Annotated in this window: 19 protein-coding genes; 2 read left to right on the top strand and 17 right to left on the bottom strand. The window is 75.3% G+C overall.

Annotation, left to right across the window (positions count from 1 at the left end):
* Positions 1–54 precede the first annotated feature (54 nt).
* A complete protein-coding gene (locus ACI789_RS14030) occupies positions 55–1,548 on the top strand; it encodes a malate:quinone oxidoreductase (RefSeq protein WP_457009954.1) in 1,494 nt (497 codons plus the stop codon).
* Between the two features lie 96 nt (positions 1,549–1,644).
* Here ACI789_RS14030 and ACI789_RS14025 read toward each other — a convergent pair whose 3' ends face one another.
* A complete protein-coding gene (locus tag ACI789_RS14025; RefSeq protein WP_457009952.1) occupies positions 1,645–3,156 on the bottom strand; it encodes a potassium/proton antiporter in 1,512 nt (503 codons plus the stop codon).
* Positions 3,157–3,245: 89 nt separating this feature from the next.
* Here ACI789_RS14025 and ileS point away from each other — a divergent pair, with 89 nt between their 5' ends.
* Positions 3,246–6,410, top strand: a complete 3,165-nt coding sequence (gene ileS / locus ACI789_RS14020; protein WP_457009950.1) for an isoleucine--tRNA ligase — start codon at positions 3,246–3,248, stop codon at positions 6,408–6,410.
* 34 nt (positions 6,411–6,444) lie between these two features.
* Here ileS and ACI789_RS14015 read toward each other — a convergent pair whose 3' ends face one another.
* From ACI789_RS14015 to ACI789_RS13940, 16 genes are all read right to left on the bottom strand, one after another.
* Positions 6,445–7,083, bottom strand: coding sequence for a hypothetical protein (locus tag ACI789_RS14015; RefSeq protein WP_457009948.1), 639 nt, complete (start codon positions 7,081–7,083; stop codon positions 6,445–6,447).
* A 110-nt stretch (positions 7,084–7,193) separates the two neighbouring features.
* A complete protein-coding gene (gene wag31, locus ACI789_RS14010; protein WP_457009946.1) occupies positions 7,194–7,919 on the bottom strand; it encodes a DivIVA-like cell division protein Wag31 in 726 nt (241 codons plus the stop codon).
* 103 nt (positions 7,920–8,022) lie between these two features.
* Positions 8,023–8,319, bottom strand: a complete 297-nt coding sequence (locus tag ACI789_RS14005) for a YggT family protein (RefSeq protein WP_456912228.1) — start codon at positions 8,317–8,319, stop codon at positions 8,023–8,025.
* A gap of 55 nt (positions 8,320–8,374) precedes the next feature.
* On the bottom strand, positions 8,375–9,256 hold the full coding sequence (gene sepF, locus ACI789_RS14000) for a cell division protein SepF (protein ID WP_457009944.1): 882 nt from the start codon (positions 9,254–9,256) through the stop codon (positions 8,375–8,377).
* Between the two features lie 41 nt (positions 9,257–9,297).
* Positions 9,298–10,038, bottom strand: a complete 741-nt coding sequence (locus tag ACI789_RS13995) for a YggS family pyridoxal phosphate-dependent enzyme (protein WP_457009942.1) — start codon at positions 10,036–10,038, stop codon at positions 9,298–9,300.
* A 15-nt stretch (positions 10,039–10,053) separates the two neighbouring features.
* Positions 10,054–10,785 carry a peptidoglycan editing factor PgeF gene (gene pgeF / locus ACI789_RS13990; protein WP_457009940.1) on the bottom strand — a complete coding sequence of 244 codons (732 nt, stop codon included), beginning with the start codon at positions 10,783–10,785 and terminating at the stop codon, positions 10,054–10,056.
* 138 nt (positions 10,786–10,923) lie between these two features.
* The gene (gene ftsZ / locus ACI789_RS13985) at positions 10,924–12,213 is read right to left on the bottom strand and encodes a cell division protein FtsZ (protein ID WP_457009938.1); all 1,290 of its coding nucleotides are present in this window, start codon (positions 12,211–12,213) and stop codon (positions 10,924–10,926) included.
* A gap of 390 nt (positions 12,214–12,603) precedes the next feature.
* Positions 12,604–13,188 carry a peroxidase-related enzyme gene (locus tag ACI789_RS13980; protein WP_456919703.1) on the bottom strand — a complete coding sequence of 195 codons (585 nt, stop codon included), beginning with the start codon at positions 13,186–13,188 and terminating at the stop codon, positions 12,604–12,606.
* A gap of 97 nt (positions 13,189–13,285) precedes the next feature.
* The gene (locus tag ACI789_RS13975) at positions 13,286–13,948 is read right to left on the bottom strand and encodes a cell division protein FtsQ/DivIB (protein ID WP_457009935.1); all 663 of its coding nucleotides are present in this window, start codon (positions 13,946–13,948) and stop codon (positions 13,286–13,288) included.
* 137 nt (positions 13,949–14,085) lie between these two features.
* Entirely contained in the window at positions 14,086–15,534 is a 1,449-nt protein-coding gene (murC, locus tag ACI789_RS13970) for a UDP-N-acetylmuramate--L-alanine ligase (protein ID WP_457009933.1), read from the bottom strand.
* Positions 15,521–16,636 carry an undecaprenyldiphospho-muramoylpentapeptide beta-N-acetylglucosaminyltransferase gene (gene murG / locus ACI789_RS13965; protein ID WP_457009931.1) on the bottom strand — a complete coding sequence of 372 codons (1,116 nt, stop codon included), beginning with the start codon at positions 16,634–16,636 and terminating at the stop codon, positions 15,521–15,523. Before murG ends, murC begins: the two co-directional genes overlap by 14 nt.
* A gap of 26 nt (positions 16,637–16,662) precedes the next feature.
* A complete protein-coding gene (gene ftsW / locus ACI789_RS13960; protein WP_457009929.1) occupies positions 16,663–18,201 on the bottom strand; it encodes a putative lipid II flippase FtsW in 1,539 nt (512 codons plus the stop codon).
* 82 nt (positions 18,202–18,283) lie between these two features.
* On the bottom strand, positions 18,284–19,363 hold the full coding sequence (gene mraY / locus ACI789_RS13955; RefSeq protein WP_456919698.1) for a phospho-N-acetylmuramoyl-pentapeptide-transferase: 1,080 nt from the start codon (positions 19,361–19,363) through the stop codon (positions 18,284–18,286).
* The gene (locus ACI789_RS13950) at positions 19,360–20,751 is read right to left on the bottom strand and encodes a UDP-N-acetylmuramoyl-tripeptide--D-alanyl-D-alanine ligase (protein WP_457009927.1); all 1,392 of its coding nucleotides are present in this window, start codon (positions 20,749–20,751) and stop codon (positions 19,360–19,362) included. Before ACI789_RS13950 ends, mraY begins: the two co-directional genes overlap by 4 nt.
* Positions 20,748–22,319: a UDP-N-acetylmuramoyl-L-alanyl-D-glutamate--2,6-diaminopimelate ligase gene (locus ACI789_RS13945; RefSeq protein ID WP_457009925.1), complete on the bottom strand. Its 1,572-nt coding sequence runs from the start codon at positions 22,317–22,319 to the stop codon at positions 20,748–20,750. Before ACI789_RS13945 ends, ACI789_RS13950 begins: the two co-directional genes overlap by 4 nt.
* A 200-nt stretch (positions 22,320–22,519) precedes the next feature.
* Positions 22,520–24,334 carry a peptidoglycan D,D-transpeptidase FtsI family protein gene (locus ACI789_RS13940; protein WP_457009923.1) on the bottom strand — a complete coding sequence of 605 codons (1,815 nt, stop codon included), beginning with the start codon at positions 24,332–24,334 and terminating at the stop codon, positions 22,520–22,522.
* Positions 24,335–24,337: the final 3 nt, after the last annotated feature.

The raw sequence follows: 24,337 nt of genomic DNA, 5'->3' as shown, positions 1-24,337 counted from the left end.
TTAGGCACCGTTACTGGATAGGTACAGCGCCACCCCCGAGCACGGAAGGCCGTCGTGTCCACCGATCTCGCCCCCGCCACCGACCCCGACGTAGTCCTCGTCGGCGGCGGCATCATGAGCGCGACCCTCGCGTCGCTGCTCGGTGTCGTCGCTCCCGACTGGAGCGTCGCCGTCTTCGAGTCCGGACCCTCGGTGGCCGGTGAGAGCTCCGACGCCTGGAACAACGCCGGCACCGGTCACGCGGCCCTCTGCGAGCTGAACTACACCCCCGCGGCAGCCGACGGCTCGGTGGACGTGAGCAAGGCCGTCACCATCAACGAGCAGTTCCAGGTGTCGCGCCAGTTCTGGTCGCACCTGGTGCGCGCGGGCCTGACCGGCTCGCCCAAGGACTTCATCACCCCGGTCCCGCACATCAGCTTCGTCACCGGTGACGCCGGCCGGCAGTACATGCGCACCCGCCACGAGGCCATGGCCGCGCACCCGCTGTTCACCGGCATGGAGTACACCGACGACTCCGCCGAGCTGGCCTCGTGGGTGCCGCTGATGATGGCCGGGCGCCCCACCGACCAGGTCGTCGCGGCGACCCGCTCGGCCGCCGGGACCGACGTCGACTTCGGGTCCCTGACCCGGCTGCTGTTGGCCGCGGCCGAGGACCGGGGCGTCCACGTGCACGTCGGCCAGCGGGTCACCGCCGTCGACCGGCGCAGCGACGGCCGGTGGACGGTCACCGTCCGCGACGCGGCCAGCGGCGAGGAGCGGACCGTCCGCACCCGGTTCGTGTTCGTCGGCGCCGGTGGCGGCGCTCTGCCGCTCCTGCAGAAGGCCGGCATCCCGGAGATCCGCGGCTTCGGCGGCTTCCCGGTGAGCGGCATGTTCCTGCGCACCCGCTCCCCCGAGCTCGTCGCGGCCCACCAGGCCAAGGTCTACGGCCAGGCCGCCGTCGGGGCGCCGCCGATGTCGGTGCCGCACCTGGACCTGCGGCTGATCGACGGGGACCACTCGCTGCTGTTCGGCCCCTACGCCGGCTTCTCCCCGAAGTTCCTCAAGGCCGGCTCGATGTTCGACCTGCCGCTCAGCGTCAAGCCGAACAACCTCGGGTCGATGCTGGGCGTGGCCCGCACCGAGATGGCGCTCACCCGCTACCTCGTCGGCGAGCTGCTCCAGACGCGGTCGGCGCGCCACGCGACGCTCCAGGCCTTCGTGCCGCTCGCCGAGCAGCAGGACTGGGACATGATCACCGCCGGGCAGCGGGTCCAGGTCATCAAGCAGGACCCGAGGACCGGCCGCGGCGTCCTGCAGTTCGGCACCGAGCTCGTCGTCGGCGGGGACGGCTCGATCGCCGGCCTGCTGGGCGCCTCCCCGGGCGCGTCCACCGCGGTCTCGGCGATGCTCACCGTGCTGGAGCGGTGCTTCCCCGACCGGATCCCCGCCTGGCGGCCGCGGCTGCAGGAGGCGATCCCCTCCTACGGGCGCCGGCTGGCCGACGACCCGGCCCTGCTCGCCGAGGTGCGCGCCGAGACGATGCAGACCCTCGAGCTCAACGGCTGACCCAGCCCCTCGACGGAGGCCCCCTCGCACACCGCGAGGGGGCCTCCGTCGTCTCCGGCCCGCACCGGCCTCGCGGTGTCGTCGATCGCGCACCTCTCAGTCACTCTCGGTGGCGGCACCGGTCTCGCCACGCCAGGAGGCCAGGCGCCCGGCGCGGCTGACCGCGCGCAGCCGCCGCTCGGCCTCCGACCGGGAGCGGCGGGCCGACACCAGCAGCGCCTGGTCCCCGCGCACCAGCCGGGTGGTGGGCCCGGGCACGAAGGACCGGCCGTCGCGCACGATGAGCACGACGGCGGCGTCCTCGGGCAGCCGCAGCTCCGGCAGGTACACCCCGTGCAGCCGGGACCCGGGCGGCACGGTCAGCTGCAGCAGGTCCGCGTCGAGCTCGTCGAGCGGCGCGGACTCGACGTCGACGTCCCGCGGGGTCACCGGCGCGGCGATCCGCAGCCGCCGGGCCACCCAGGGCAGCGACCAGCCCTGGATCAGCGTGAAGACGACGACCAGCACGAACACCGTGTCGAAGATGCGGGTCGCGCCCTCCACCCCCGCGGCGACCGGGAACGTGGCGAGCACGATGGGCACCGCCCCGCGCAGGCCGGCCCAGGAGATGAACGCCTGCTGGGCCAGCGGCATCCGGAACCAGACCAGGCTGGCCAGGACCGACAGCGGCCGGGCCACCAGCAGCAGGGCGCCGCCGACCAGCAGGGCCGGCAGCAGCGCCTCGTCCAGCCGGGCGGGCGAGACCAGCAGCCCCAGCAGGACGAACAGGCCGATCTGGGCGAGGGAGGCCATGCCCTCGGCGAAGCCGATGCTGGCCGACCGGTGCGGCAGCGCGCGGTTGCCCAGCGCCACGCCGGCCAGGTAGACGGCGACGAACCCCGAGGTGTGGGCGAGGTCGGCCAGGGCGAACGCGAGCACGCACAGCGCGAGGGTGGCCAGCGGGTAGAAGCCGGCCAGCGGCAGCGCCACCCGGCGCAGCAGCTCCGCGCCGCCGAGGCCGACGGCGACCCCGATCGCCGCGCCGCCGACGAGCTCGGCGACGATCTCCAGCCCGATCAGCCACCACGACTCGCCGTGGTCCCCGGTCAGGTAGGTCGCCAGCGCGGTCACCAGCAGGATGGCGGGGGCGTCGTTGAGCCCGCTCTCGGCCTCGATCGAGGCGGCCAGCCGGCGCGGGAGGGACAGCCGGCGCAGCGCGGCGAACACCGCCGCGGCGTCGGTGCTGCTGATCACGGCCCCCAGCAGCAGGGCGAAGGCCCAGGGGAAGTCCAGCAGCCAGACGGCGACCGCCGCGGTGACGACGACGCTCACCAGGACGCCGACCGTCGCCAGCGCCACGCCCGGCCCGATCGCCCGCCGGACGTCGTTCCACCGCGTGGTCAGGCCGCCCTCGGCGAGGATGACCACGAGGGCGGCCACGCCGAGGGTCTGGGTCAGCTGCACGTCCTCGAACTGCACGCCCAGGCCGTCCTCGCCGAGGAGGACGCCGAGCGCCAGGTAGAGGAGCAGGCTCGGCAGGCCCAGCCGGTCGGCCAGGCGCAGCGCGACGGCGGCCACGAGGACCACGACGGCCCCGAGCGCGAGGCCGAGGGTGACCGTCGTGTTCACCGCGCGCCCCTGACCACCTCCGCAGTCTCCCGTACGCCCGTCGTGGAGCCGTTCCACGACCCGGTCGACGCCTCGGGGACAATGGGGGCGTGAGCTCTCCCGGTCCCTTCCGCGCGCTGCCCCCGCAGGTCGACCTGCCCGTCCTGGAGCAGGAGATCCTGGGCCGCTGGGAGGCCGACAAGGTCTTCGCCCGCTCGCTGGAGGCCTCCGTCGGCCGGCCGCAGTGGAACTTCTACGAGGGCCCGCCCACCGCGAACGGCCGGCCGGGCACCCACCACATCGAGGCGCGCGCGTTCAAGGACGTGTTCCCGCGGTTCAAGACGATGCAGGGCTGGCACGTGCCCCGCCGCGCCGGCTGGGACTGCCACGGCCTGCCGGTGGAGATCGCCGTCGAGCAGGAACTGGGCTTCGCCGGGAAGCCCGACATCGAGCGCTACGGCATCGCCGAGTTCAACGCCCGCTGCCGGGAGTCGGTGGAGCGGCACGTCAGCGACTTCTCCGACCTGACCCGCCGGATGGGGTACTGGGTCGACCTGTCCACCGCCTACTGGACGATGGACCCCGCCTACATCGAGAGCGTCTGGTGGTCGCTCAAGCAGGTCTTCGACAAGGGCCTGCTCGTCGAGGACCACCGCGTCGCCCCCTACTGCCCGCGCTGCGGCACCGGGCTCTCCGACCACGAGGTCGCCCAGGGCTACGAGTCGATCACCGACCCGTCGGTCTACGTGCGGCTGCCGGTCACCAGCGGCGAGTGGGCCGGCAAGGCCGACCTGCTGGTCTGGACGACGACGCCGTGGACGCTGCCGTCCAACACCGCCGTCGCCGTCCACCCGGACGTCACCTACGTCGTCGCGCGGCGCGGTGACGACACCCTCGTGGTGGCCGAGCCGCTGCTGGGCGCCGTCTTCGGCGACACCGACGACGTCGAGGTGCTGGCCCGCACCACCGGCCGGGACTGGGAGCGGGTGCACTACCGGCGGCCGTTCGAACTGGTCGACTTCCCCGAGGGCGAGGACACCCACTTCGTCGTCCTGGCCGACTACGTCACCACCGACGACGGCACCGGGCTGGTCCACCAGTCCCCCGCGTTCGGCGCCGACGACCTCGCGGTCTGCCGGGCCTACGGGCTCCCGGTGGTCAACCCGATCGACGACACCGGGCACTTCCTGCCCGACGTCCCGCTGGTCGGCGGCCGGTTCTTCAAGGCTGCCGACGACACGCTGGTGGCCGACCTGGCCGCGCGCGGCGTGCTGTGGCGCGAGCAGCGCTACGAGCACAGCTACCCGCACTGCTGGCGGTGCCACACGCCGCTCATGTACTACGCGCAGCCGTCCTGGTACATCCGCACCTCCGCGATCAAGGACCAGCTGCTCGCCGAGAACGAGAAGACCTCCTGGCACCCCGAGCACATCCAGTGGGGCCGCTACGGCGACTGGCTGCGGAACAACGTCGACTGGGCGCTGTCCCGGGACCGGTACTGGGGCACGCCGCTGCCGATCTGGCGCAACGACGCCGACCCGAGCCGCATGGTGGTCGTCGGGTCGCTGGCCGAGCTGTCGGAGCTGACCGGCCGGGACCTGTCCGGCCTGGACCCGCACCGGCCGTTCATCGACGAGGTCACCTTCACCCGCCCCGGCGAGGAGGGCACCTACCGGCGGGTGCCGCAGGTCATCGACGCCTGGTACGACTCCGGCTCGATGCCCTTCGCCCAGTGGGGGGCGCCGTACCGCAACCAGGCGGAGTTCGAGGCGGCCTACCCGGCGCAGTTCATCTGCGAGGCGATCGACCAGACCCGCGGCTGGTTCTACTCGCTCATGGCGGTGGGCACGCTGGTGTTCGGGCGCAACTCGTACGAGAACGTGCTGTGCCTGGGCCACATCCTGGCCGAGGACGGCCGGAAGATGAGCAAGCACCTGGGCAACATCCTCGAGCCGATCCCGCTGATGGACCGGCACGGCGCCGACGCCGTCCGCTGGTTCATGCTGGCCGGCGGGTCGCCGTGGTCGGCCCGGCGGGTCGGGCACGAGACGCTGTCCGAGGTGGTCCGCAAGGTCCTGCTGACCTACTGGAACACGGCCAGCTTCTTCACCCTCTACGCGGAGACCAACGGCTGGGACCCGGCCACGACGCAGGCTCCCCCGCGGGCGGAGCGGCCGCTGCTGGACCGCTGGGCGCTGGCCGAGCTGGCCGCGGTGACCGAGGGCGTGACCGCGGCGCTGGAGGACTTCGACACCCAGGGCGCCGGCCGGCTGCTCGCCCAGTTCGTCGACGACGTCTCCAACTGGTACGTGCGCCGCTCCCGCCGCCGGTTCTGGGACGGCGACCCGGCCGCGCTGGCCACCCTCCACGAGGTGCTCGACGTCCTCACCCGGCTGATGGCGCCGTTCACGCCGTTCGTCACCGAGGAGGTCTGGGCCCGGGCGGTCACGCCGGGGCTGGCCGACGCGCCGGACTCGGTGCACCTGTCCTCCTGGCCGCAGGTGGACGCCGAGGCCCGCGACGACCGGCTCGTCGAGCAGGTCGCGCTGGTCCGCCGGCTGGTCGAGCTGGGCCGCTCGGCCCGGACGTCGGCCAAGGTGCGCACCCGCCAGCCGCTGGCCCGCGCCGTCGTCTCCGCGCCGGGCTGGTCGGCCCTGCCCCGCGACCTGGTCGCCGAGGTGGCCGACGAGCTCAACGTGGCCGAGCTGATGGACCTCTCCGCGGTCGGCGGCGACCTGGTCGACGTCAGCGTGAAGGTCGACTTCCGCGCCGTGGGGCGCCGCCTGGGCAAGCAGGTGCAGGCCGTCGCCAAGGCCGTCGCCGCCGCCGACGCGCCCGCGCTCGTCGCCGGCTACCGCGCCGGGACGGCGAGCGTCGAGGTCGACGGGGCGGCCGTGCCGCTGCAGGAGGGCGACCTCGTCGTGACCGAGACCCCGCGGGAGGGCTGGACCGTGGCCAGCGGCGGCGGGCTCACCGTCGCGCTGGACCTCGAGCTCACCCCGGCGCTGGAGCGGGCCGGCCTGGTCCGGGAGGCCGTCCGGCTGGTCCAGGAGGCCCGCAAGACCAGCGGCCTGGCCGTCAGCGACCGCATCGAGCTGTGGTGGACCGCCGACGCGACGGACGGGGAGCAGATGGCCCAGGCGCTGACCGAGCATTCCGCCCAGGTGGCCGACGAGGTGCTCGCGGTCCGGGTGCACGCGCAGCAGCCCGGCACCGGCGAGGGCGTCGAGGGCCCGGCCGGCTCGCGCTTCTGGGTGGCCCGCGCGGAGAGCTGAAGCAGGACCCCGTCCAGGGCCGCCCGCGGACCAGTCACTCGCGGGCGGCCTGGCGGCGGGCGCGCTCGGTCTCGGCGGCGTGCCGGGCCGGGCGGCACACGGCGCACGGGGTGAACCCGTCGGCGCGGGCCTCGACCATGGGCAACGGCACCGCCGTCCGGCCGGCCAGGTGCGGGCAGCCGGCCAGGTGGTACCGCGGGTGCTCGTCGACCACGAGCACGTCGTCGTGCAGGTCCACGACGAGCAGCAGGTCGGTGACCTCGACGTCCTCCTCGGCCGGCTCGCCGTCCGCGCCGACGTCCGGGGTCGTCGTGCGGGCGACCGCGGCGTGCGCGCCGGTGGACGGCTCGTCGTCGGGCTCCGGCTCGGCGAGCGGCGCCTCCTCCCACCGCGGCGGGGCCGGGTCCGGCAGCGCGACCTGGCCCCGCGGCGGCGGGGCCGGGCCCTCCGGCACCCGGCGGCCGGCCTCCCGGGGGCGCCGCGGGGCCTCCGGTGTGCGAGCGGCGAAGTCGGCGGCCTCCCGGGCCATCCCGCTCCGGGCCATGACCAGCAGGACGGCGGCGAGTGCGCAGGCCGCCACGCACCCCCAGTACAGGGCCGTGAGGCCGGTGACCAGTCCGCCGCCGAACAACCCCAGACCGATCAACACCAGCAGGCCCGCAGCCAAGATCACGCGCCGACTGTAACCGGGCGCGTACGCGGTGCGCCCCGGACAGCCGGGGGCGCCGAGACGACGACGGGCCCCCGGACGTCGTCCGGGGGCCCGTGGTGCGGGGTCCTGTCCTACGCGGTCGCGTGCTGGCTCTGGCGGCTGTTCGAGGCCGGCTCGGCCGAGCCGCGGCTGTCCAGGTCGCGCAGGTGGGACTCGAGGTAGGACCGCAGGCGGGTGCGGTACTCGCGCTCGAAGGTCCGCAGCTCCTCGATCTTGCGCTCCAGGCTGCTGCGCTTCTCCTCCAGCGACCCCATGACCTCGGTGTGCCGGCGCTCGGCGTCCTGCTCGAGGGCGGCGGCCTTGGCGCGGGCCTCGCGCTCCATCGTGTCCGCGCGGGTGCGGGCGTCGGTGACCATCGAGTCGGCGCGCATCTTGGCCTCGCTGACCATCTGCTCGCTCTTGGCCCGCGCGTCGGTGACCATGCGGTCGCTGTTGCTCTTGGCCGTCGCCACCATCTGGTCGGCCTGGGCCTTGGCCTCGTTGACGTACCGGTCGGCGGTCTCCGTCGCGAGGGCCAGCATGCGGGAGGCGCGGGCGCTGTCGTCCTCGCGCGGAGCGGCCGGCGGGGGCGGCGGGGCCACCGCCGGGGCCGGGGCCGGCGGCTCGGGAGCCTCCTGGCGCGGGGTGCGGCCGGTGGTCGAGCCCGCGCGGAGCTCGTTGTTCTCCTCGATCAGCCGCGCCAGCTCGGCCTCGACCACGTCGAGGAACGCGTCCACCTCGTCCTCGTCGTAGCCCCGCTTGCCGATCGGCGGCTTCTTGAAGACGACGTTGTGCACGTCGGCAGGCGTGAGTGGCATCGGGGTCACCTCGGGTCGGACAGCGGGAACAGGGACGTTGTCGGACGAGCGACGGCGGACCGCACCCAGCCTCCGACGTCGCCCTCCCCGGCGGGTTCAGGGGTCACGCGGTGGCGGCGAGTGAGGTCGTGATGCCACGCAGGATGTACACGGCAATCAAGAGCACCATAAACCCGAGGTCCAGCCGGATGGTGCCCAGGTTCAGGGGCGGGATGACCTTCCGGATGGCCTTCAGCGGCGGGTCGGTGGTCGCGTACACGACCTCGAGTCCGGCGGCGACGATCCCGGAGGGACGCCAGCTGCGCGCCAGGACCATCACCCAGTCGACGACGAACCGCGCGAAGAGCAGGACGAGGAAGACGAGCAGCACCGACGAGACGATCTGCCAGAAGAGAGCCACGGTCCTCGTTCGTTCGGGGCACCTCGCGTGCCGGGTCGGAGTCCTGCCGGTCGCCTCAGGACTCGGCGAAGAAGCCGCCCTCGCGGATCCGCGCCTTGTCCTCGGCCGTCACGTCGACGTCCCTCGGGCTGAGGAGGAACACCTTGTTCGTGACGGGCTCGATGCTACCGCGCAACCCGAAGATCAGTCCCGCAGCGAAGTCCACGAGCCGCCGCGCGTCGGCGTGGTCGAGTTCGGTGAGGTTCATGATGACCGGGCTGCCGTCCCGGAACGCCTCGCCGATCTGGCGGGCCTCGTTGTAGGTCTTCGGGTGCAGGGTGGTGATCCGGTAGGGCTGCGGCGCGGGAGCCGGGGCCGGAGCGGGTGCCGGCTCGGGGGCGGCTGCGGCGGCCAGGCCCGCGGCGCCCGAGGCGGTGGACCCGGCGCCGGAGGCGGGCGTGGCGCCGGCCAGCCCACCGAGGCGGGGGGTGCCGGAGGTGCCGGCGGGCGCCAGTCCGAGGTTGCGCGTGGAGCCGGTGCGGCGGGGCAGGGTGACCGGCTCGGGGCTCGGCTCGGGCAGGTCGGCCTCACGGTCGGCCGCGTAGTCGGACGAGTAGCCGGGCTCCTTGTAGCCGGACTCCTTGTACCCGGCGTCCTTGTACCCCGAGCCCTTGTACCCGGCGTCCTCGTACTCGGAGTCGCGGAAGTCCGACTGGCGGTAGTCCGCGTCGCGGAAGTCGTCGGCCCGGTAGTCGCTGTCGGCGAAGCGGTCGCCGGGCTCGGCGTAGCGGTCGTCGTAGCGGTCGTCCGCGGCGTACCGGTCGTAGCGACGGTCCTCGACCCGGTCGTACCGGTCGGCGTGGTCGGGCTGCCGGGCGTCGTACCGGCCGTACGCGCGGGCGTCGTCGTCCTCGACGAGCCCGAGGTAGATGCCCATCTTCCGCATGGCTCCGGCCATCGGCCCTCCCCCTCCGGTTCCGCGAGCGTTGCCCGCGTCGGTCACCCGGGCTGGTGGGACCCGTGTGACTGGTGTGACTCGTCCTCTCGGGAGGGTAGGGGGCGCTCGCCGAAGAGCGCGGTACCGACACGCACGAGCGTGCTCCCGGCGGCGACGGCCTGCTCCAGGTCCGCGGTCATCCCGGCGGAGAGCTCCCGCGCTCCGGGGTGGGCGGCGCGCACCCGCTCGGCCAGCTCCGCCAGCCGGGCGAAGGCCGGACCGGGGTCCGCGTCGCGGGGCGCCACCGCCATGAGGCCCCGCAGCCGCAGGCCCTCCTCGGCGGCGACGGCGTCGGCGAGCCCGGGGACCTCCGCGGGGTCGGCCCCGCCCCGGGCGGCGAGCTCGCCCTCGGGGCCGCCGAGGTCCACCTGGAGGAAGACCTCGACCGGGCGGCCGAGCTCCACCCCTGCCCGGGCGAGCGCGCGGGCCAGCGACAGCCGGTCCACGGAGTGCACGACCGCCCCCAGGCGGGCCACCGCCGCGGCCTTGTTGCGCTGCAACTGGCCGACGAAGTGCCACCGCAGCGGCAGGTCGGTCAGCTCACCGGCCTTGGCCACCAGCTCCTGGGCGCGGTTCTCGCCGAAGTCGGACTGACCCAGGGCGGCCAGCTCCCGGACGGCGGACGCCGGCCAGGTCTTGCTCACCGCGAGCAGGTCCACCGAGGCCGGGTCACGGCCCGCGGCGCGGGCGGCGGCGGCGATGCGGGCACGCACGGTGGCGAGCCGGTCCGCGGGGGTGGTCACGCCCGCGATCCTGCCTCAGCCGAGCCAGACCACCCCGGCCTGCCGCCCGGTGACGCCGTCCCGGCGGTGGGAGAACAGCCGGGGGTCCTCCACCGTGCACCGCGGGTCGTGCACCACCTGGCCGGCGCCCGCGGAGCGGAGCAGCTCGGCGAGCCCCGCGCGCAGGTCCAGCCCGGGCGTGCCCTTGCGGGTGCGCACGGCGGCCGCCGGCGCCACCCGGGCCACCTCGGCCTGCATCGCGCGCGGCACCTCATAGCAGGCCCCGCAGACCGCGGGACCCAGCAGGGCCGTGACGTCGCCCGGCCGGCTGCCCAGCCGGGTCATCGCCGCCAGCGTGGCCGGGACGACGCCGCGCCGGACCCCCTCCCGCCCGGCGTGCACCGCGGCCACCACCCCGGCGACCGGATCGGCCAGCAGCACCGGCACGCAGTCGGCGACCAGCACGCAGAGCACCAGGCCCGGCGTGCGGGTGACGACGGCGTCGGTCGCCGGGAGCGGGACCTCGACGGGGCCGTCGACCACGGCGACCCCGGTGCCGTGGACCTGGTCCATCCACACCAGCCGGTCGCCGTCGACGCCGAGCTCGCGGGCCAGCCGCGCCCGGTTGGCGTCGACGTCCGCCGGGTCGTCGCCGACGTGGCCGCCGAGGTTGAAGGAGTCGTAGGGCGAACGGGACCGGCCGCCCCGCCGGTCGGTGACGACCCGCCGGGGTCGCACCGCCTGCGGAGCGGCCGGGGGCTGCGTCACGGCCCCGTCCAGAGGCTCACCGCGAGCCTGCGAGTGGTGAGGAGGACGGGGTCCTTCGACGAGTGGTGGGGGGCACGGGCGGCCCTCCTGCAGGGGCCCGCCGCGAGCGTGCGAGCGGTGGGGGGCACGGGGGTCCTTCTACTGGCGGAGGAACTCCGGGATGTCGAGCTCCTCCTCGAAGTCCTCGTCCGACAGCGGCCGGCGTCCTCCCGCACCGGCGCTCTGCGCGGGGGGCAGCGGCGGCACGGTGATGCCCTGACCGGCCGCGGGCCGGGCGGGCAGCTGGGAGGTCGAGGGCAGCGGCGGCGCCGGCTGGACCGGCGGCAGGGAGGACGCCGAGCCCAGCAGCCGCTCGCCGGTCTGCGCCGGCTGCGCGCCGGTGACCGGCTGCGGGTGCACCGGCAGCCGCGGGGCGGCCGGCGGGGCCACGGGGGCCGCGGTGGGCACCGAGGCGATCCCGGCGTCCTTGCGGCCGGCCGGCTTGCCGCCGTCGAAGCCGGCGGCGATGACGGTCACCCGCACCTCGTCGCCGAGGGCGTCGTCGATGACGGCACCGAAGATGATGTTCGCGTCGGCGTGCGCGGCGTCGGAGACCAGCGAGGCGGCCTCGTTGATCTCGAACAGCCCGAGGTCCGACCCGCCCGAGATGGACAGCAGGACGCCGTGCGCGCCCTCCATCGAGGCCTCGAGCAGCGGGCTGGCGATGGCCTGCTCGGCAGCCAGCAGGGCGCGGTTGTCGCCGCGCGCGCTGCCGATGCCCATGAGGGCCGAGCCGGCACCGGACATGACCGACTTGACGTCGGCGAAGTCCAGGTTGATCAGACCGGGCGTGGTGATCAGGTCGGTGATGCCCTGGACACCGGAGAGCAGCACCTGGTCGGCGGTGCGGAAGGCGTCCATGACGCTGACGTTCCGGTCGCCGAGCTGCAGCAGCCGGTCGTTGGGGATCACGATGAGCGTGTCGCACTCGTTGCGCAGCTCCTCGATGCCCGACTCGGCCTGCACGGCCCGCCGCTTGCCCTCGAAGGAGAACGGGCGGGTGACGACGCCGATGGTCAGCGCGCCGAGCTTGCGGGCGATCGAGGCGACGACGGGCGCGCCACCGGTGCCGGTGCCGCCGCCCTCCCCCGCGGTCACGAAGACCATGTCGGCGCCCTTGAGCACCTCCTCGATCTCCTCCCGGTGGTCCTCGGCGGCCTGCCGGCCGACGTCGGGCTGCGCGCCCGCGCCGAGCCCGCGGGTCAGCTCGCGGCCGACGTCGAGCTTGACGTCGGCGTCGCTCATCAGCAGCGCCTGCGCGTCGGTGTTGATGGCGATGAACTCGACCCCCTTGAGGCCGACCTCGATCATCCGGTTCACCGCGTTCACGCCGCCGCCGCCGATGCCGACGACCTTGATGACCGCGAGGTAGTTGTGCGGAGGTGTCATGTGGGGCTCCCGACCTCGACCCTCATCCTCAAGTAAAGCCTTATAGTTATGTCAACTGGGTCGACGCGGACGAAGTTAAAGGGGCGCCAGAGGCCCCACAAACACCCTGCAGCGACCGGCGTGTCGACCGGGCGGGTTCCCACGGATCCCGGATGACCCAGTAGTCACATTCGTATCACGCGGTGTGACGACGCGCGTCCGGAACGTCTCATGTGCAGGTCGAGGGCCCCGACACACCGACGACCGCGAACTCGGAAAAGTGATGTCGCGCGTCGGGCGTGTCGCGGCGCCGCGCGTGTCGTCCCGCGCTCCTGAACTGGGCGGTCCGCTGCGGCCCGGCCCCTGCCGGGTGCCGCCGCGAGCGAGCGGCGGTCGGCCACGGGTCCCGTCTCACTCCCGGGGCAGCCTGCCCAGGAGGTAGAACTCGTCGTTCGGCGGGATCGCGGCCCAGTGCGCCAGCCGGTTGGACAGCGCGAACAGCGCCACGATCGCGCCGACGTCCCACACGTCGTCCTCGGTGAGCCCGTGGGCGCGCAGGCCGGCGAGGTCGGCGGCGGTGACCGTGGCCGGCGCCACCGCCAGGCGGACGGCGACGTCGAGCACCGCGTGCATGCGTGGCGGCAGCGGCGCCTTGCGCCAGTCGACGGCGACCTGGTCGGCGATGTGCGGGTCCCGGGCGCGGATGCGGGCGATGGCCCCGTGCGCCACCACGCAGTACAGGCAGTCGTTGGCCGCGCTGGTGGCGACCACGACGATCTCCCGGTCGGCCTTGGACAGCCCGGGGGTCTCCTTGTCCATGAGCGCGTCGTGCATCGCGAAGAACGCCGCGGCCTCGGCCGGGCGCCAGGCCAGCGCGCCGAAGACGTTGGGCAGGAAGCCCGAGCGCTCCTCGACGTCGGCGTAGCGCTCGCGCAACTCCTCGGCGAGCTCGTCGCGGGGAGGGACGGGGAACCGGCTGATCGGCGAGGAGGTCACCCGGCCAGCCTGCCGCGCACCTCCCGCACGCGGCCACCCCGGCCGGCCCCGTGCAGTGGCTCGCCGGGAGCGGTGCGGAGGACGGGGTGTCCGCCGCTCAGCGCAGGACGACCGCCCGCGGCGCGCTGACGTCGATCTCGTCGGCGGGCTCCAGCGCGCCGGAGTCCAGCTGGTCGAGGAGCCCGACCAGCGCCTGCGCCTTGTCCTCGCCCTGGTCGGCGCTCCCCCACAGCACCGTGGTGCCGTCGTCGAGGGTGAGCGTGACGTCCTCGGTCGTGGTGGCCGACGCGCCGGCCAGGTCGTCGCGCACCTGCTCGGGCAGCGCGACCAGCGCGGACAGAGCGGCGCGGGTCACCCGGTCGTCGGGGCCGGGGTGGGCGACGTCGAGGGGCACCACGCCGTCCGGCGTGCTGCCGGTCACGGTGTCGAAGAGCACCCCGCCGGCGTCCACCAGCCACCGGGCGCCGTCCTTCTCCACCTCGGCCACGGGCACCCGCTCGACCACGGTGATGACGACGCTGCGCGGCCAGCCGCGGGCGACCTCGACCGACGCCACCTGCGGCAGCCCGGCGACCCGGGCCTCGGCCACGTCGACGTCGACCCGCAGCAGCGGCGTGCCCTCGGCGATGCCGGCGACGTCGACCACCTCGGCGGACGTGAGGCTGCCGGCGCCGTCCACCTGGATCCGGTGCACGCCCAGTACCGGACTCCCCCACAGCAGCCAGGCCAGCAGCACCACGACCGTCCCCGCGACGCCCACCCGGACGAGCAGCCGGCGGCGGCGGGCGGCGGGGGTGTCCGGGCGCGGCCGCCGGGGCGACCGCGCGGGTCGGCGGGCGGGGTCCGGTCCGGCCCCGGCGACGCGGGCTCGGTCACGGGTCGTCGACCCCGAGCGGCTCACCGGGCCGGGACCGCCGGGTCGTCGCCGCCGCGGGCGCGCAGCGCCTCCAGCACCTCCGGGCCGACCATCGAGACGTTGCCGGCGCCCATCGTGATCACCAGGTCGCCGGGGCGGGCCCGGTCGGCCAGGGCCGGTGCGGCGGCCGACCAGGACGGCTCGAACAGCACCCGCTCGGCCGGCAGCGGGACGGCGTCGGCCACCATCGCGCCGGTGATGCCGGGCACCGGGTCCTCGCGGGCGCCGTAGACGTCCATCACGACGACCTCGTCGGCCAGGCCGAGGGCCTCCCCGAAGCCGGCAGCGAACTCGCGGGTGCGGCTGTACAGGTGCGGCTGGAAGGCCACCACCACCCGGCCCCCGTCGGCGACCGCCCGGGCCGCCCGCAGCTGCGCGGCGACCTCGGTCGGGTGGTGGGCGTAGTCGTCGTAGACCCGCACGCCGTGCACGGCGCCCTTGAGCTCGAACCGGCGGTGCACCCCGCCGAACCGGCCCAGCCCGGCGATCAGCCCGTCTGCGGGCAGGCCCAGCTCCAGCCCGGCCAGCAGCGCCGCGGCGCTGTTGCGGGCCATGTGCTCCCCCGGCACCCGGATCTGCACCCGGCCGAGGACCTCGCCGTCCAGGACGGCGGTCCAGGCGGTCGTGTCGGGCCCGACCTCGATGTCGAGCAGCCGCAGGTCGGCGTCCTCGGCGGTGCCGTAGGTGCGCACCCGCGCGGGCGTCGGCACCCCCCGCAGCCGCGCCGCCCCGGGGTCGTCGGCGCACAGGACGACGAACCCGGCCGGGTCGACGGTGGTGAGGAACCGGTCGAACGCGGCCTCGACCGCGGCCAGGTCCCCGTAGTTGTCCAGGTGGTCGGCCTCGACGTTGGTGACGATCGCGCCGTGGGGGGCCAGCAGGAGGAAGGAGCGGTCGCTCTCGTCGGCCTCGGCGACGAAGACGTCGCCCCGCCCGGCGTGCGCGTTGCTGCCCGACTCGTTGAGGTCGCCGCCGATGGCGAACGACGGGTCCGCGCCGCAGGACTGGACGGCCACGGTGAGCATCGACGTGGTCGAGGTCTTCCCGTGGGTGCCGGCCACCGCGACGCTGCGCTTGCCGGCCATCACCGCCGCCAGCGCCACGGCCCGGGGCAGCACCCGCAGCCCCCGCGCGCGGGCTGCGGCCAGCTCGGGGTTGTCCTCGCGGATGGCGGTGGAGACCACCACCGTGTCGGCGTCGCCCAGGTTCGCCGCGTCGTGGCCCAGCTCCACCCGGGCGCCCAGGGCGCGCAGCGCGAGCAGGGTCGGGGTGTCCCGGCGGTCGCTGCCCGAGACCGGGACCCCGCGGGCCAGCAGGATCCGCGCGATCCCGCTCATGCCGGCCCCGCCGATGCCCACGAAGTGCACCGCGCCGAGCTCCTCCAGCGTCGGGACCGGGGCGCTCCAGGCGGCCACGTCAGCGGCGGGCACGGGCGACCTCCAGCACGATGTCGGCCAGCCGCTCGTCGGCGTCGGGCGCGCCGGCCGCCGCGGCGTGCCGGGCGTACCCGGCCAGCGCGGCCGGGTCGGTGATCAGCGGGAGCACGTGTTCCTCGATCCAGGACGGCGACAGGTCGGCGTCGTCCACCAGCAGTCCTCCCCCGGCCTCGACCAGCGGCAGCGCGTTGCGCCGCTGCTCGCCGTTGCCGATCGGCAGCGGCACGAAGGCCGCGGGCAGCCCGACGGCGGCCAGCTCGGCGACGGTCACCGCGCCCGCCCGGCACAGCGCCAGGTCGGCGGCGGCGTAGGCGAGGTCCATCCGCTCCAGGTAGTCGACGACGACGTAGGGGGCGCCGCCCGGGGCTCGGGCGGGCACGGTCACGTCGGTGTTCTTCGGTCCGCGGGCGTGCAGCACCTGCACGCCGGCCGCGGTGAGCGCGTCGGCCGCGCCGACGGCGGCCCGGTTGAGCGAGGCCGCGCCCTGGGACCCGCCGAAGACCAGCAGCGTCGGCCGGTCGAGGTCCAGGCCGAAGGCCGCGCGGGCCTCGGCGCGGCGGGCGGCGCGGTCCAGCGTCGTGAGCGCCGTCCGCAGGGGCATGCCGACCTGCTCGGCGCCGGGCAGCGGCGTGCCGGGCACCGTGACCGCGACCCGAGCGGCCAGCCGGGCACCGATGCGGTTGGCCAGCCCGGGCAGCGCGTTCTGCTCGTGGACCACGACCGGCACCCGCTCGCGGCGGGCGGCCAGGTAGGCCGGCAGCGCCACGTACCCGCCGAAGCCGACGACGACGTCGGCCTCGAGCTCGCGCAGCAGCGCCCGGGTCTCGGCCACCGACCGGCGCACCCGGCCGGGGACCCGGAGCAGGTCGGGGGTGGGCTTGCGGGGCAGCGGCACCGGCGGGATCAGCCGCAGGTCGTAGCCGCGGGCGGGCACCAGCCGGGTCTCCATGCCGCGGGCGGTGCCCAGGCAGGTGATCCGCGGGCCGCCCTCCTCCACGGCACGGCGCAGCAGCGCGTCGGCGAGGGCGAGCATCGGCTCGATGTGCCCGCCGGTGCCCCCGCCGGCGAGGACGACGCTCAGGGGTCGGGTGCCCACGGGCCCGTCGCCGTGGGAGGCCCCACTCACCGCGGCCGCCGGGGGGACTCGGGCGCCGTCGAGCGGGCGCGCGGCGGTGGCTGCCGGCGGGCCTCGCCGGTCCGCCCGCGGCCGTCGGGGGTGCGGCGCTCGCGCGCGGGGGTCCGCTCCCGCGCGGGGTCGACGGCGACCCGGGCGACGGTGCGGCTGCCCGAGACGGCCGGCCGCCGGGCCCGCTCGCCCCGCCCCGCGGAACGCTCGGGCCGCCGGTCGCCGGGGGCCTCCGGCGCCGGGCGGTTCCGCCGCGGCCGGACCGGGTCCACCGCCTGCGCGGGGATCGGCAGCAGCAGACGGGTCAGCCGGCCGCGCTCGCGCCGGCGCTGGTGCTCGATCGCGTCGGGCTCTGACCGGGCGAAGCGGATGAGCAGTCCGACGATGAAGAGGGTGAGCACCAGCGAGGTGCCGCCGGCCGAGACCAGCGGCAGGGTGACCCCGGTGACCGGCAGGACGCCCACCACGTACCCCATGTTCATGGCCGCCTGCCCGACCAGCCAGACCGTGATGGCCACGCTGGCCAGTTGCACGAACCGGTCGGTGGAGTTGCGGGCGATCCGGAAGCCGGCGTAGGCGAGCACACCGTAGAGGGTGACCACCACCAGGCACCCCAGAAACCCGAGCTCCTCGCCGATGATGGCGAAGATGTAGTCCGACTCGGCCTCGGGCAGCAGGTTCCACTTCATCGCGGAGTTGCCCAGCCCGACCCCCCACAGTCCCCCGGTGGCGAGGGCGTAGAAGCCGCGGATGGCCTGGAAGCCGCTGTCGGAGGGGTCGGCGAACGGGTCGAGGAACGAGGTGATCCGGGCCATCCGGTAGGGCGCGGCGATCACCATGGCCCACAGCCCCAGCGCCGCGACGCCCGCCCCCCAGGCGAAGAACCGCTTGGGCAGGCCCGCGCCCCACAGCAGGCCGACCAGCACCAGGCCGAGGGTGACGATGCCGCCGAAGTCGGGCTCGAGGTAGAGCAGGACCGCCAGCACCCCGAACACCGGCAGCAGCGGGACCAGCAGCGACTTGACCGTCAGGAAGCGGCCCCGCAGGGCCAGCATGTGCGCGCCCCACAGCGCGAAGACCAGCTTGGCCAGCTCCGACGGCTGGAAGTTGGTGATCTTCAGGTCCAGCCAGGCCCGGGAGCCGTTGAGCTCCATCCCCAGGCCGGGCACGAAGACCAGCAGCAGCGAGAGGGCCGAGGCGACCAGTGCCAGCGGCGCCCAGCGGCGGATCAGCCCGACGGGCAGCCGCACCGCCACGAGCAGGGCGCCCAGCCCGATGCAGGCGAACACGACCTGGTCGACCCCGGGCCGCCAGGCCGGCTGGTCGTCGAGCGCCGCCTCGATCGCCGAGGCGGAGAAGACCATGACCAGGCCGATGGCCAGCAGCAGGCCCGCCGCGCCGACCACCAGGTGGCAGCTGGTCATGGGCCCGTCGAGCCAGGCGGGCCCGGCGAACCGGCGTGGGGACGACGGCCGCACCCGGCCGGCCGCCGCGGTCCGCCGTCCGCCGGCCGGGGGGACGCCGGTGGACTCCATCGGGCCATCGTCGCCGCTCCCGCGCGTGTCCCGGGGGACCGACGGGGCGTGTCGCGGCAGCGCCTCCCTCACCAGCCGGGGCTCACAGCCCGGTGATGGTCAGCCAGTCGGCGTAGAACAGGCCCAGCCCGAAGGCCACCGCCATGCCCGTGACCAGCCAGAAGCGGACGATCACCGTGTTCTCGGTCCAGCCGGCCAGCTCGAAGTGGTGGTGCAGCGGGGCCATGCGGAAGACCCGCCGGCGGGTGGCCCGGAAGAACGCGACCTGGATCACGACCGACAGGGTGACCGCGACGAACAGCCCGCCGAGCACGATCAGCAGCAGTTCGGTGCGGGTGACGATGGCCAGGCCGGCCAGCAGCCCGCCGAGGGCCAGCGACCCGGTGTCGCCCATGAAGATCCGCGCCGGGCTGGTGTTCCACCACAGGAAGCCCAGGCAGGCACCGAGGCCGGCGGCCGCGACCAGGGTGATGTCGAGCGGGTCGCGGACCTGGTAGCAGCCGTCGATGAGCTCGGTCGTGCAGTCGTGGGTGAACTGCCAGAACGAGATGATCGTGTAGGCGCCGCAGACCATCGCCGAACAGCCGGCGGCCAGGCCGTCCAGACCGTCGGTGAGGTTCACCGCGTTGGAGAACCCGGCGATGAACAGGTAGGCCAGGATGACGAACCCGATCGACCCCAGCGCCAGCGGGGCGATGTCGCGGACGTAGGAGACGAACGTCGAGGCCGGGGTGTTGCCCGCGTCGTCGGGGAAGTTGATCGCCAGGACGGCGAAGGCGACGCCCACGACGAGCTGGCCGACCAGCTTGGCGGTCTTGTTCAGCCCCAGGCTGCGCCGGTACCGGATCTTGAGGTAGTCGTCGAGGAAGCCGACCGTGCCGAGCCCCACCATGAGGAACAGCACCATCAGGCCGCTGGCGGTCACGCCCCGGCCGGGCTGGTTGACGAGGAACAGGTGGGCGATCAGGTAACCGCCGACCGTGGCGGCGACGATCACCGTCCCGCCCATGGTGGGCGTGCCCTTCTTCGACAGGTGGGTCTCGGGACCGTCGTCCCGGATCTCCTGGCCGAAGCCCTTCCGGCGGAACAGGTGCACGGCCACCGGGGTGGCGAGGATCGAGATCACCAGGCCGAACGCGGCGGCGATGAGGACGGACTTCACGCGCCTGCCCCGGCGTCGAGCAGGTCGGCGGCCAGCACCTCGAGCCCGTAGGACCGGCTGGCCTTCACCAGCACGACGTCACCGGGCACCAGCACCTCCGTGAGCAACTGCCGGGCGGCCGCCCGGTCGGGCACGTGCACCGCGCCCTCGTCCTCGGTCGCGCCGGCAGCGGACGCGCCCCGCGCTATCCCTACCGCATCGCGACCGACGGCCACGACCAGGTCCACCCCGGCGGCGACCGCGTCGCGACCGAGCCGCTCGTGCTCGCCGTCGGCCCCCGGGCCCAGCTCCGCCATCGCGCCGAGCACGGCGATCCGCCGCCGGCCGGGCAGCCGGGTCAGCGCCGCCAGCGCGGCCCGCATCGACTCGGGGTTGGCGTTGTACGCGTCGTTGACCACGGTGACCCCGTCGGCCCGGCGGGCGATCTCCATCCGCCAGCGGCTGCGCGGCACGGCCGCCGACAGCGCCGCGGCGACGTCGGGCAGCGGCATCCCCGCGGCGAGGGCCGCCGCGGCCGCCGACAGCGCGTTGGCGACCTGGTGCTCCCCCACCACCTGCAGGGAGACGGCGGCGCTCGCGCCGGCAGCGCTGAGCGTGAACCGCGCCCGGCCGGAGTCGTCGAGGACGACGTCCTCGGCCCGGACGTCGGCGTCGGCCCCCCGGCCGGTGGTCAGCACCCGCGCCCGGGTGCGGGCGGCCATCCCGAGCACCCGGGGATCGTCGGCGTTGAGGACGGCGGTCCCCTCCTCCGGCAGCGCCTCCACCAGCTCGCCCTTGGCCGCGGCGATGCCCTCCGGCGAGCCGAACTCGCCCAGGTGCGCCGAGCCCACGTTGAGCACCACCCCGACGTCGGGGCGGGCGACGCGGCAGAGCCGGGCGATGTGCCCGGGCCCGCGGGAGCCCATCTCCAGCACGAGGAAGCGGGTGCTCTCGTCGGCGTCGAGCACGGTGAGCGGCAGTCCGATGTCGTTGTTGTACGAGCCGGGCGGGCTGACCGTCGGGCCCGCGGCGGCCAGCACCTGCCCGAGCAGGTCCTTGGTCGAGGTCTTGCCCGAGGAGCCGGTGATCCCCAGCGTCGTCAGGCGCCCCCGCGCCAGCCGAGCGTGCACCGCGGCGGCCAGCCGGCCCAGCGCGGCCACCGGCTCGTCGACGACGACGCAGGGCAACGCGTCGTCGGGGCGGGTGGTCAGCGCGGCGACCGCGCCGGCGGCGGCCGCGGCGGGGAGGAAGTCGTGCCCGTCGACTCGCTCCCCCGGCACGGCGACGAACAGGTCGCCGGGCGCGACGGTGCGCGAGTCGACGGTGACCTTCCCGGTGACCGTTCCCGCGCCGGAGGCGAGCCGCCCCCCGACCGCCTCGGCCAGCTCGGACAGGGTCAGGGGGATCACGGGGTCTCCTCCACGGCGCCCGCCAGCGCCTCGCGCAGCACGGCGCGGTCGTCGAACGGGTGCACGGTGCCGGCCACCTCCTGGCCGGTCTCGTGGCCCTTGCCGGCCACGAGGACGGCGTCGCCGGGGCGGGCCCGGGCGACGGCGGCGGCGATCGCCGCGCGGCGGTCCCCGATCTCCAGGACCGCGTCCCGCCGGTCGGCGGGCACGCCGGCGATCATCGCGGCGCGGATGGCGGCGGGGTCCTCCGAGCGCGGGTTGTCGTCGGTGACGACGAGCAGGTCGCTGCCCCGCGCGGCGGCCTCCCCCATCCCGGCGCGCTTGCCGGGGTCTCGGTCGCCGCCGCAGCCGAGGACGGTGATCACCCGGCCGGGCGTGGCGGCGCGCAGGGCGGCCAGGGCGGTGTCGACCGCGTCGGGGGTGTGCGCGTAGTCGACGACGGCGACGAACGGCTGGCCGGCGTCGACCGGCTCCATGCGGCCGGGCACCACGACGTCGGCCAGCCCGGTCAGCGCCGCCTCCACCGGGACGCCGACCGCGTCGAGCAGGGCGACGGCGAGGACGGCGTTGGCCACGTTGAACCGCCCGGGCAGCCGCACGCGGGCGGGCCAGCTGCGGCCGCCGGGGCCGTGCAGGGTGAACGCCGAGCCACCGTCGGCGGGGACCGAGACCTCGTCGGCCCACCAGTCGGCGTCGGCGCAGCGGCTGGAGACGGTGACCGGACGGCGCCCGCCGAGCATGCCGGTCAGCCGCCGTCCGTGCGGGTCGTCGACGTCGATCACCTCGACCGCGGCGCGGCCGTCGAAGAGCCGGGCCTTGGCGAGGAAGTAGTCCTCGAGGTCGGCGTGGAAGTCCAGGTGGTCGCGGCCGAGGTTGGTGAACCCGGCGGCGGCGAACGGGATGCCGCCGACCCGGCCGAGCACCAGGGCGTGGCTGGAGACCTCCATGACCACGGTCTGCACGCCGGCGTCGGCCATCGTGGCCAGCAGCTCGTGCAGGGCGGGCGCCTCGGGCGTCGTCCGGACGCTGCGGATCGCCGTCACCGTGGCGGTGCCGTCGGCCGCCGTCGTCCGGGTCCGGGTCTCGACGGTGCCGACCAGCCCGGTCCGCCGTCCGGCCGCGGCCAGCCCGGCCTCCACCAGGTAGCTGGTCGTGGTCTTGCCGTTGGTACCCGTGATCCCGACGACCTGCAGCCGGCGGGCCGGCTCGCCGTACACGCGGGCGGCGACGGCGCCGAGCAGCTCGCGCGGGTCGTCGACGACGCAGACCGGCAGGCCGGTGGCGAGGGCCTGCTCCCGGCCGGACGGGTCGGTGAGGACGGCGACCGCGCCGCGGGCCGCGGCGTCGGCGGCGTACCGGGCGCCGTGGGTGCGGGCGCCGGGCAGGGCGGCGTAGAGGGTGCCGGGCGTGACCTCGCCCGACGCGAGGGTCACCCGCGCGACGACCGTCGCGGGGTCGCCCTGCACCGGGGCACCGACCAGGTCACCGAGGTCGGCGAGGGTCACCGGACCGGCCGGCGGGGTGGTCCCCGACCGACGGAGCACCGACCCGTCCTCGGTCGGGGTCACACGTCCTCCTCGCCGGCGCTCGTCGAGCGCGCTCCCGGTGCTGCCGTGCTCGTGCGGAAGCGAGACGGCTCGCTCACCGGGACTCCAATCTACCGACGGTCGGGCCCCGTCCCGGGCACTGCCCATCAGTGCGACACGACGGTGGCCCTCCTGCAGGGTCCCGGCGCGAGCCTGCGCGCGTCGGGGGGCAGGAGGGTCCTTCAACCGGTGAGCCGGAAGTCGGGGCGCGGCGTCCCGGACGGCACGATCCCGTCGGCGGTCAGTGCCTGGCGCATGACGTCGGCGAACACCGGCGCGGCGACCTGGCCGCCCTCCGCCGAGCTGGTCGGCCGCTCCAGGTCGACGGCGACGACGTACTGCGGGTCGTCGGCCGGGGCGAACCCGACGAAGGTGGTCACGTAGCCGCCGCCGTCGTAGCAGTTGCACTCGGGGTTGGCCCGCTGCGCGGTGCCGGTCTTGCCGGCCACGCGGAACCCGTCGATCTGGGCCAGCGGCGCCGTGCCGCCCGGCCCGACGACCGCCTCGAGCATGTACGCCATCTGCTCGGCGGTCTTCTCGCTGACCACCCGGGTGCCCTCCGGCGCGGCCGCCGCCTCGCCACCGACCGAGCCGACCACCCGCGGCGGGATGCGCACCCCGTCGTTGGCGATCGCCTGGTAGATCGACGCCATCTGCAGGGTGGTGACCGAGACGCCCTGGCCGATCGCCACGTTGGCCGCGCGGCTGGCCGCCCAGTCCGCGGAGGCCTGCAGGATGCCGGCGCTCTCGCCCGGCAGCTCGATGCCGGTGGTGCTGCCGACGCCGAAGGCCCGGAGGTACTCCTCGAGCTTCTCGTCGCCGACCTCCCGGGCCAGCATGATCGTGCCCACGTTGCTGGACTTGGCGAGGACGCCGGTGACCGTCCAGTCGATCGGCTCGTGGTCGTGGGCGTCGGTGACCACCGCGTCCCCGGCCTGGATGTGCCCGTTCACGGTCAGCACGGTGTCCGGCGTGGCCTTCCCCTCCTCCAGGGCCGCGGAGAGCGTCACCGCCTTCATCACCGAGCCGGGCTCGAAGACGTCGGACACCAGGGGGTTGCCCAGCAGCTCCGGGTCGGTCCGCGACGCCTGGGCCGGGTCGTAGCCCGGGCAGGAGCCCATCGCGGCGACCTGGCCGGTGTGCACGTCGAGCACGACCGCCGACGCGCGGGTGGTCGCGCCGTCCTCGCAGGCCTCCTCCAGGCGCTGCTCGGTGACGTACTGCAGGTCCGAGTCGAGGGTGAGCTCGACGGTCTCGCCGTCGGTGGCCGGGGTGGACTCGTCGATGCCCGACGGGATCGGGTGCCCGCCGCTGCCCACCTCGACCCGCCGCTCGCCGTCGGACCCGGCCAGCTGCTCGTCGAAGGTCTGCTCGATGCCGGCCAGCCCGTCGCCGTCCCGGCCGATGAAGCCGACCACCTGCCCGCCGGTGATCCCGGCCGGGTAGAGCCGGACGGGGTCGTCCTCGAAGAAGATGCCGCCCAGGCCGAGCGCGTCGATGGCGTCGACGGTCTCCGGCGTCACCTGCGAGGCCAGGACGACGTACCGGCTGTCCCGCGACAGCTCGTCGGTCAGGTCCGACACCGGGACGTCGAGCAGCGTGGTCAGCGCGAGCGCGGTTCGAGCCGGGTCGGTGACCACCGTCGGGTCGGCGACCACGCGGGAGGCGTCGACGGTGTAGGCCAGGGGGTTGCCGTCCCGGTCGGTCACCGCGCCGCGCAGCGCGGCGATCGGGTAGCTGCGCAACCGGTCCTGGGCCGCGGCGGTGGCGTACTCGGCACCGTCCACGCCCTGCAGCAGGACCAGCTTGCCGGTGACCACCAGCAGCGGGACGACGACCAGGACCAGACCGACGGTCAGCCGGCGGCTGCTGGACCGGATCGCGGCGACGGTGCGGCGGCTGCCGGGCGTGCGGCGGGGCGCGAAGGCGCCCGACCCCTTCGGGAGCCGGTCGGCGGGACGCCGTCCGGAGGCGGGGCGGCGGGCTTCGGGTGGCACCGG

The organism is Geodermatophilus sp. SYSU D00965, from assembly GCF_054050075.1.
Note: the sequence above shows the minus strand (reverse complement) of the source record. Positions and strands in the feature narration are given on the sequence as shown.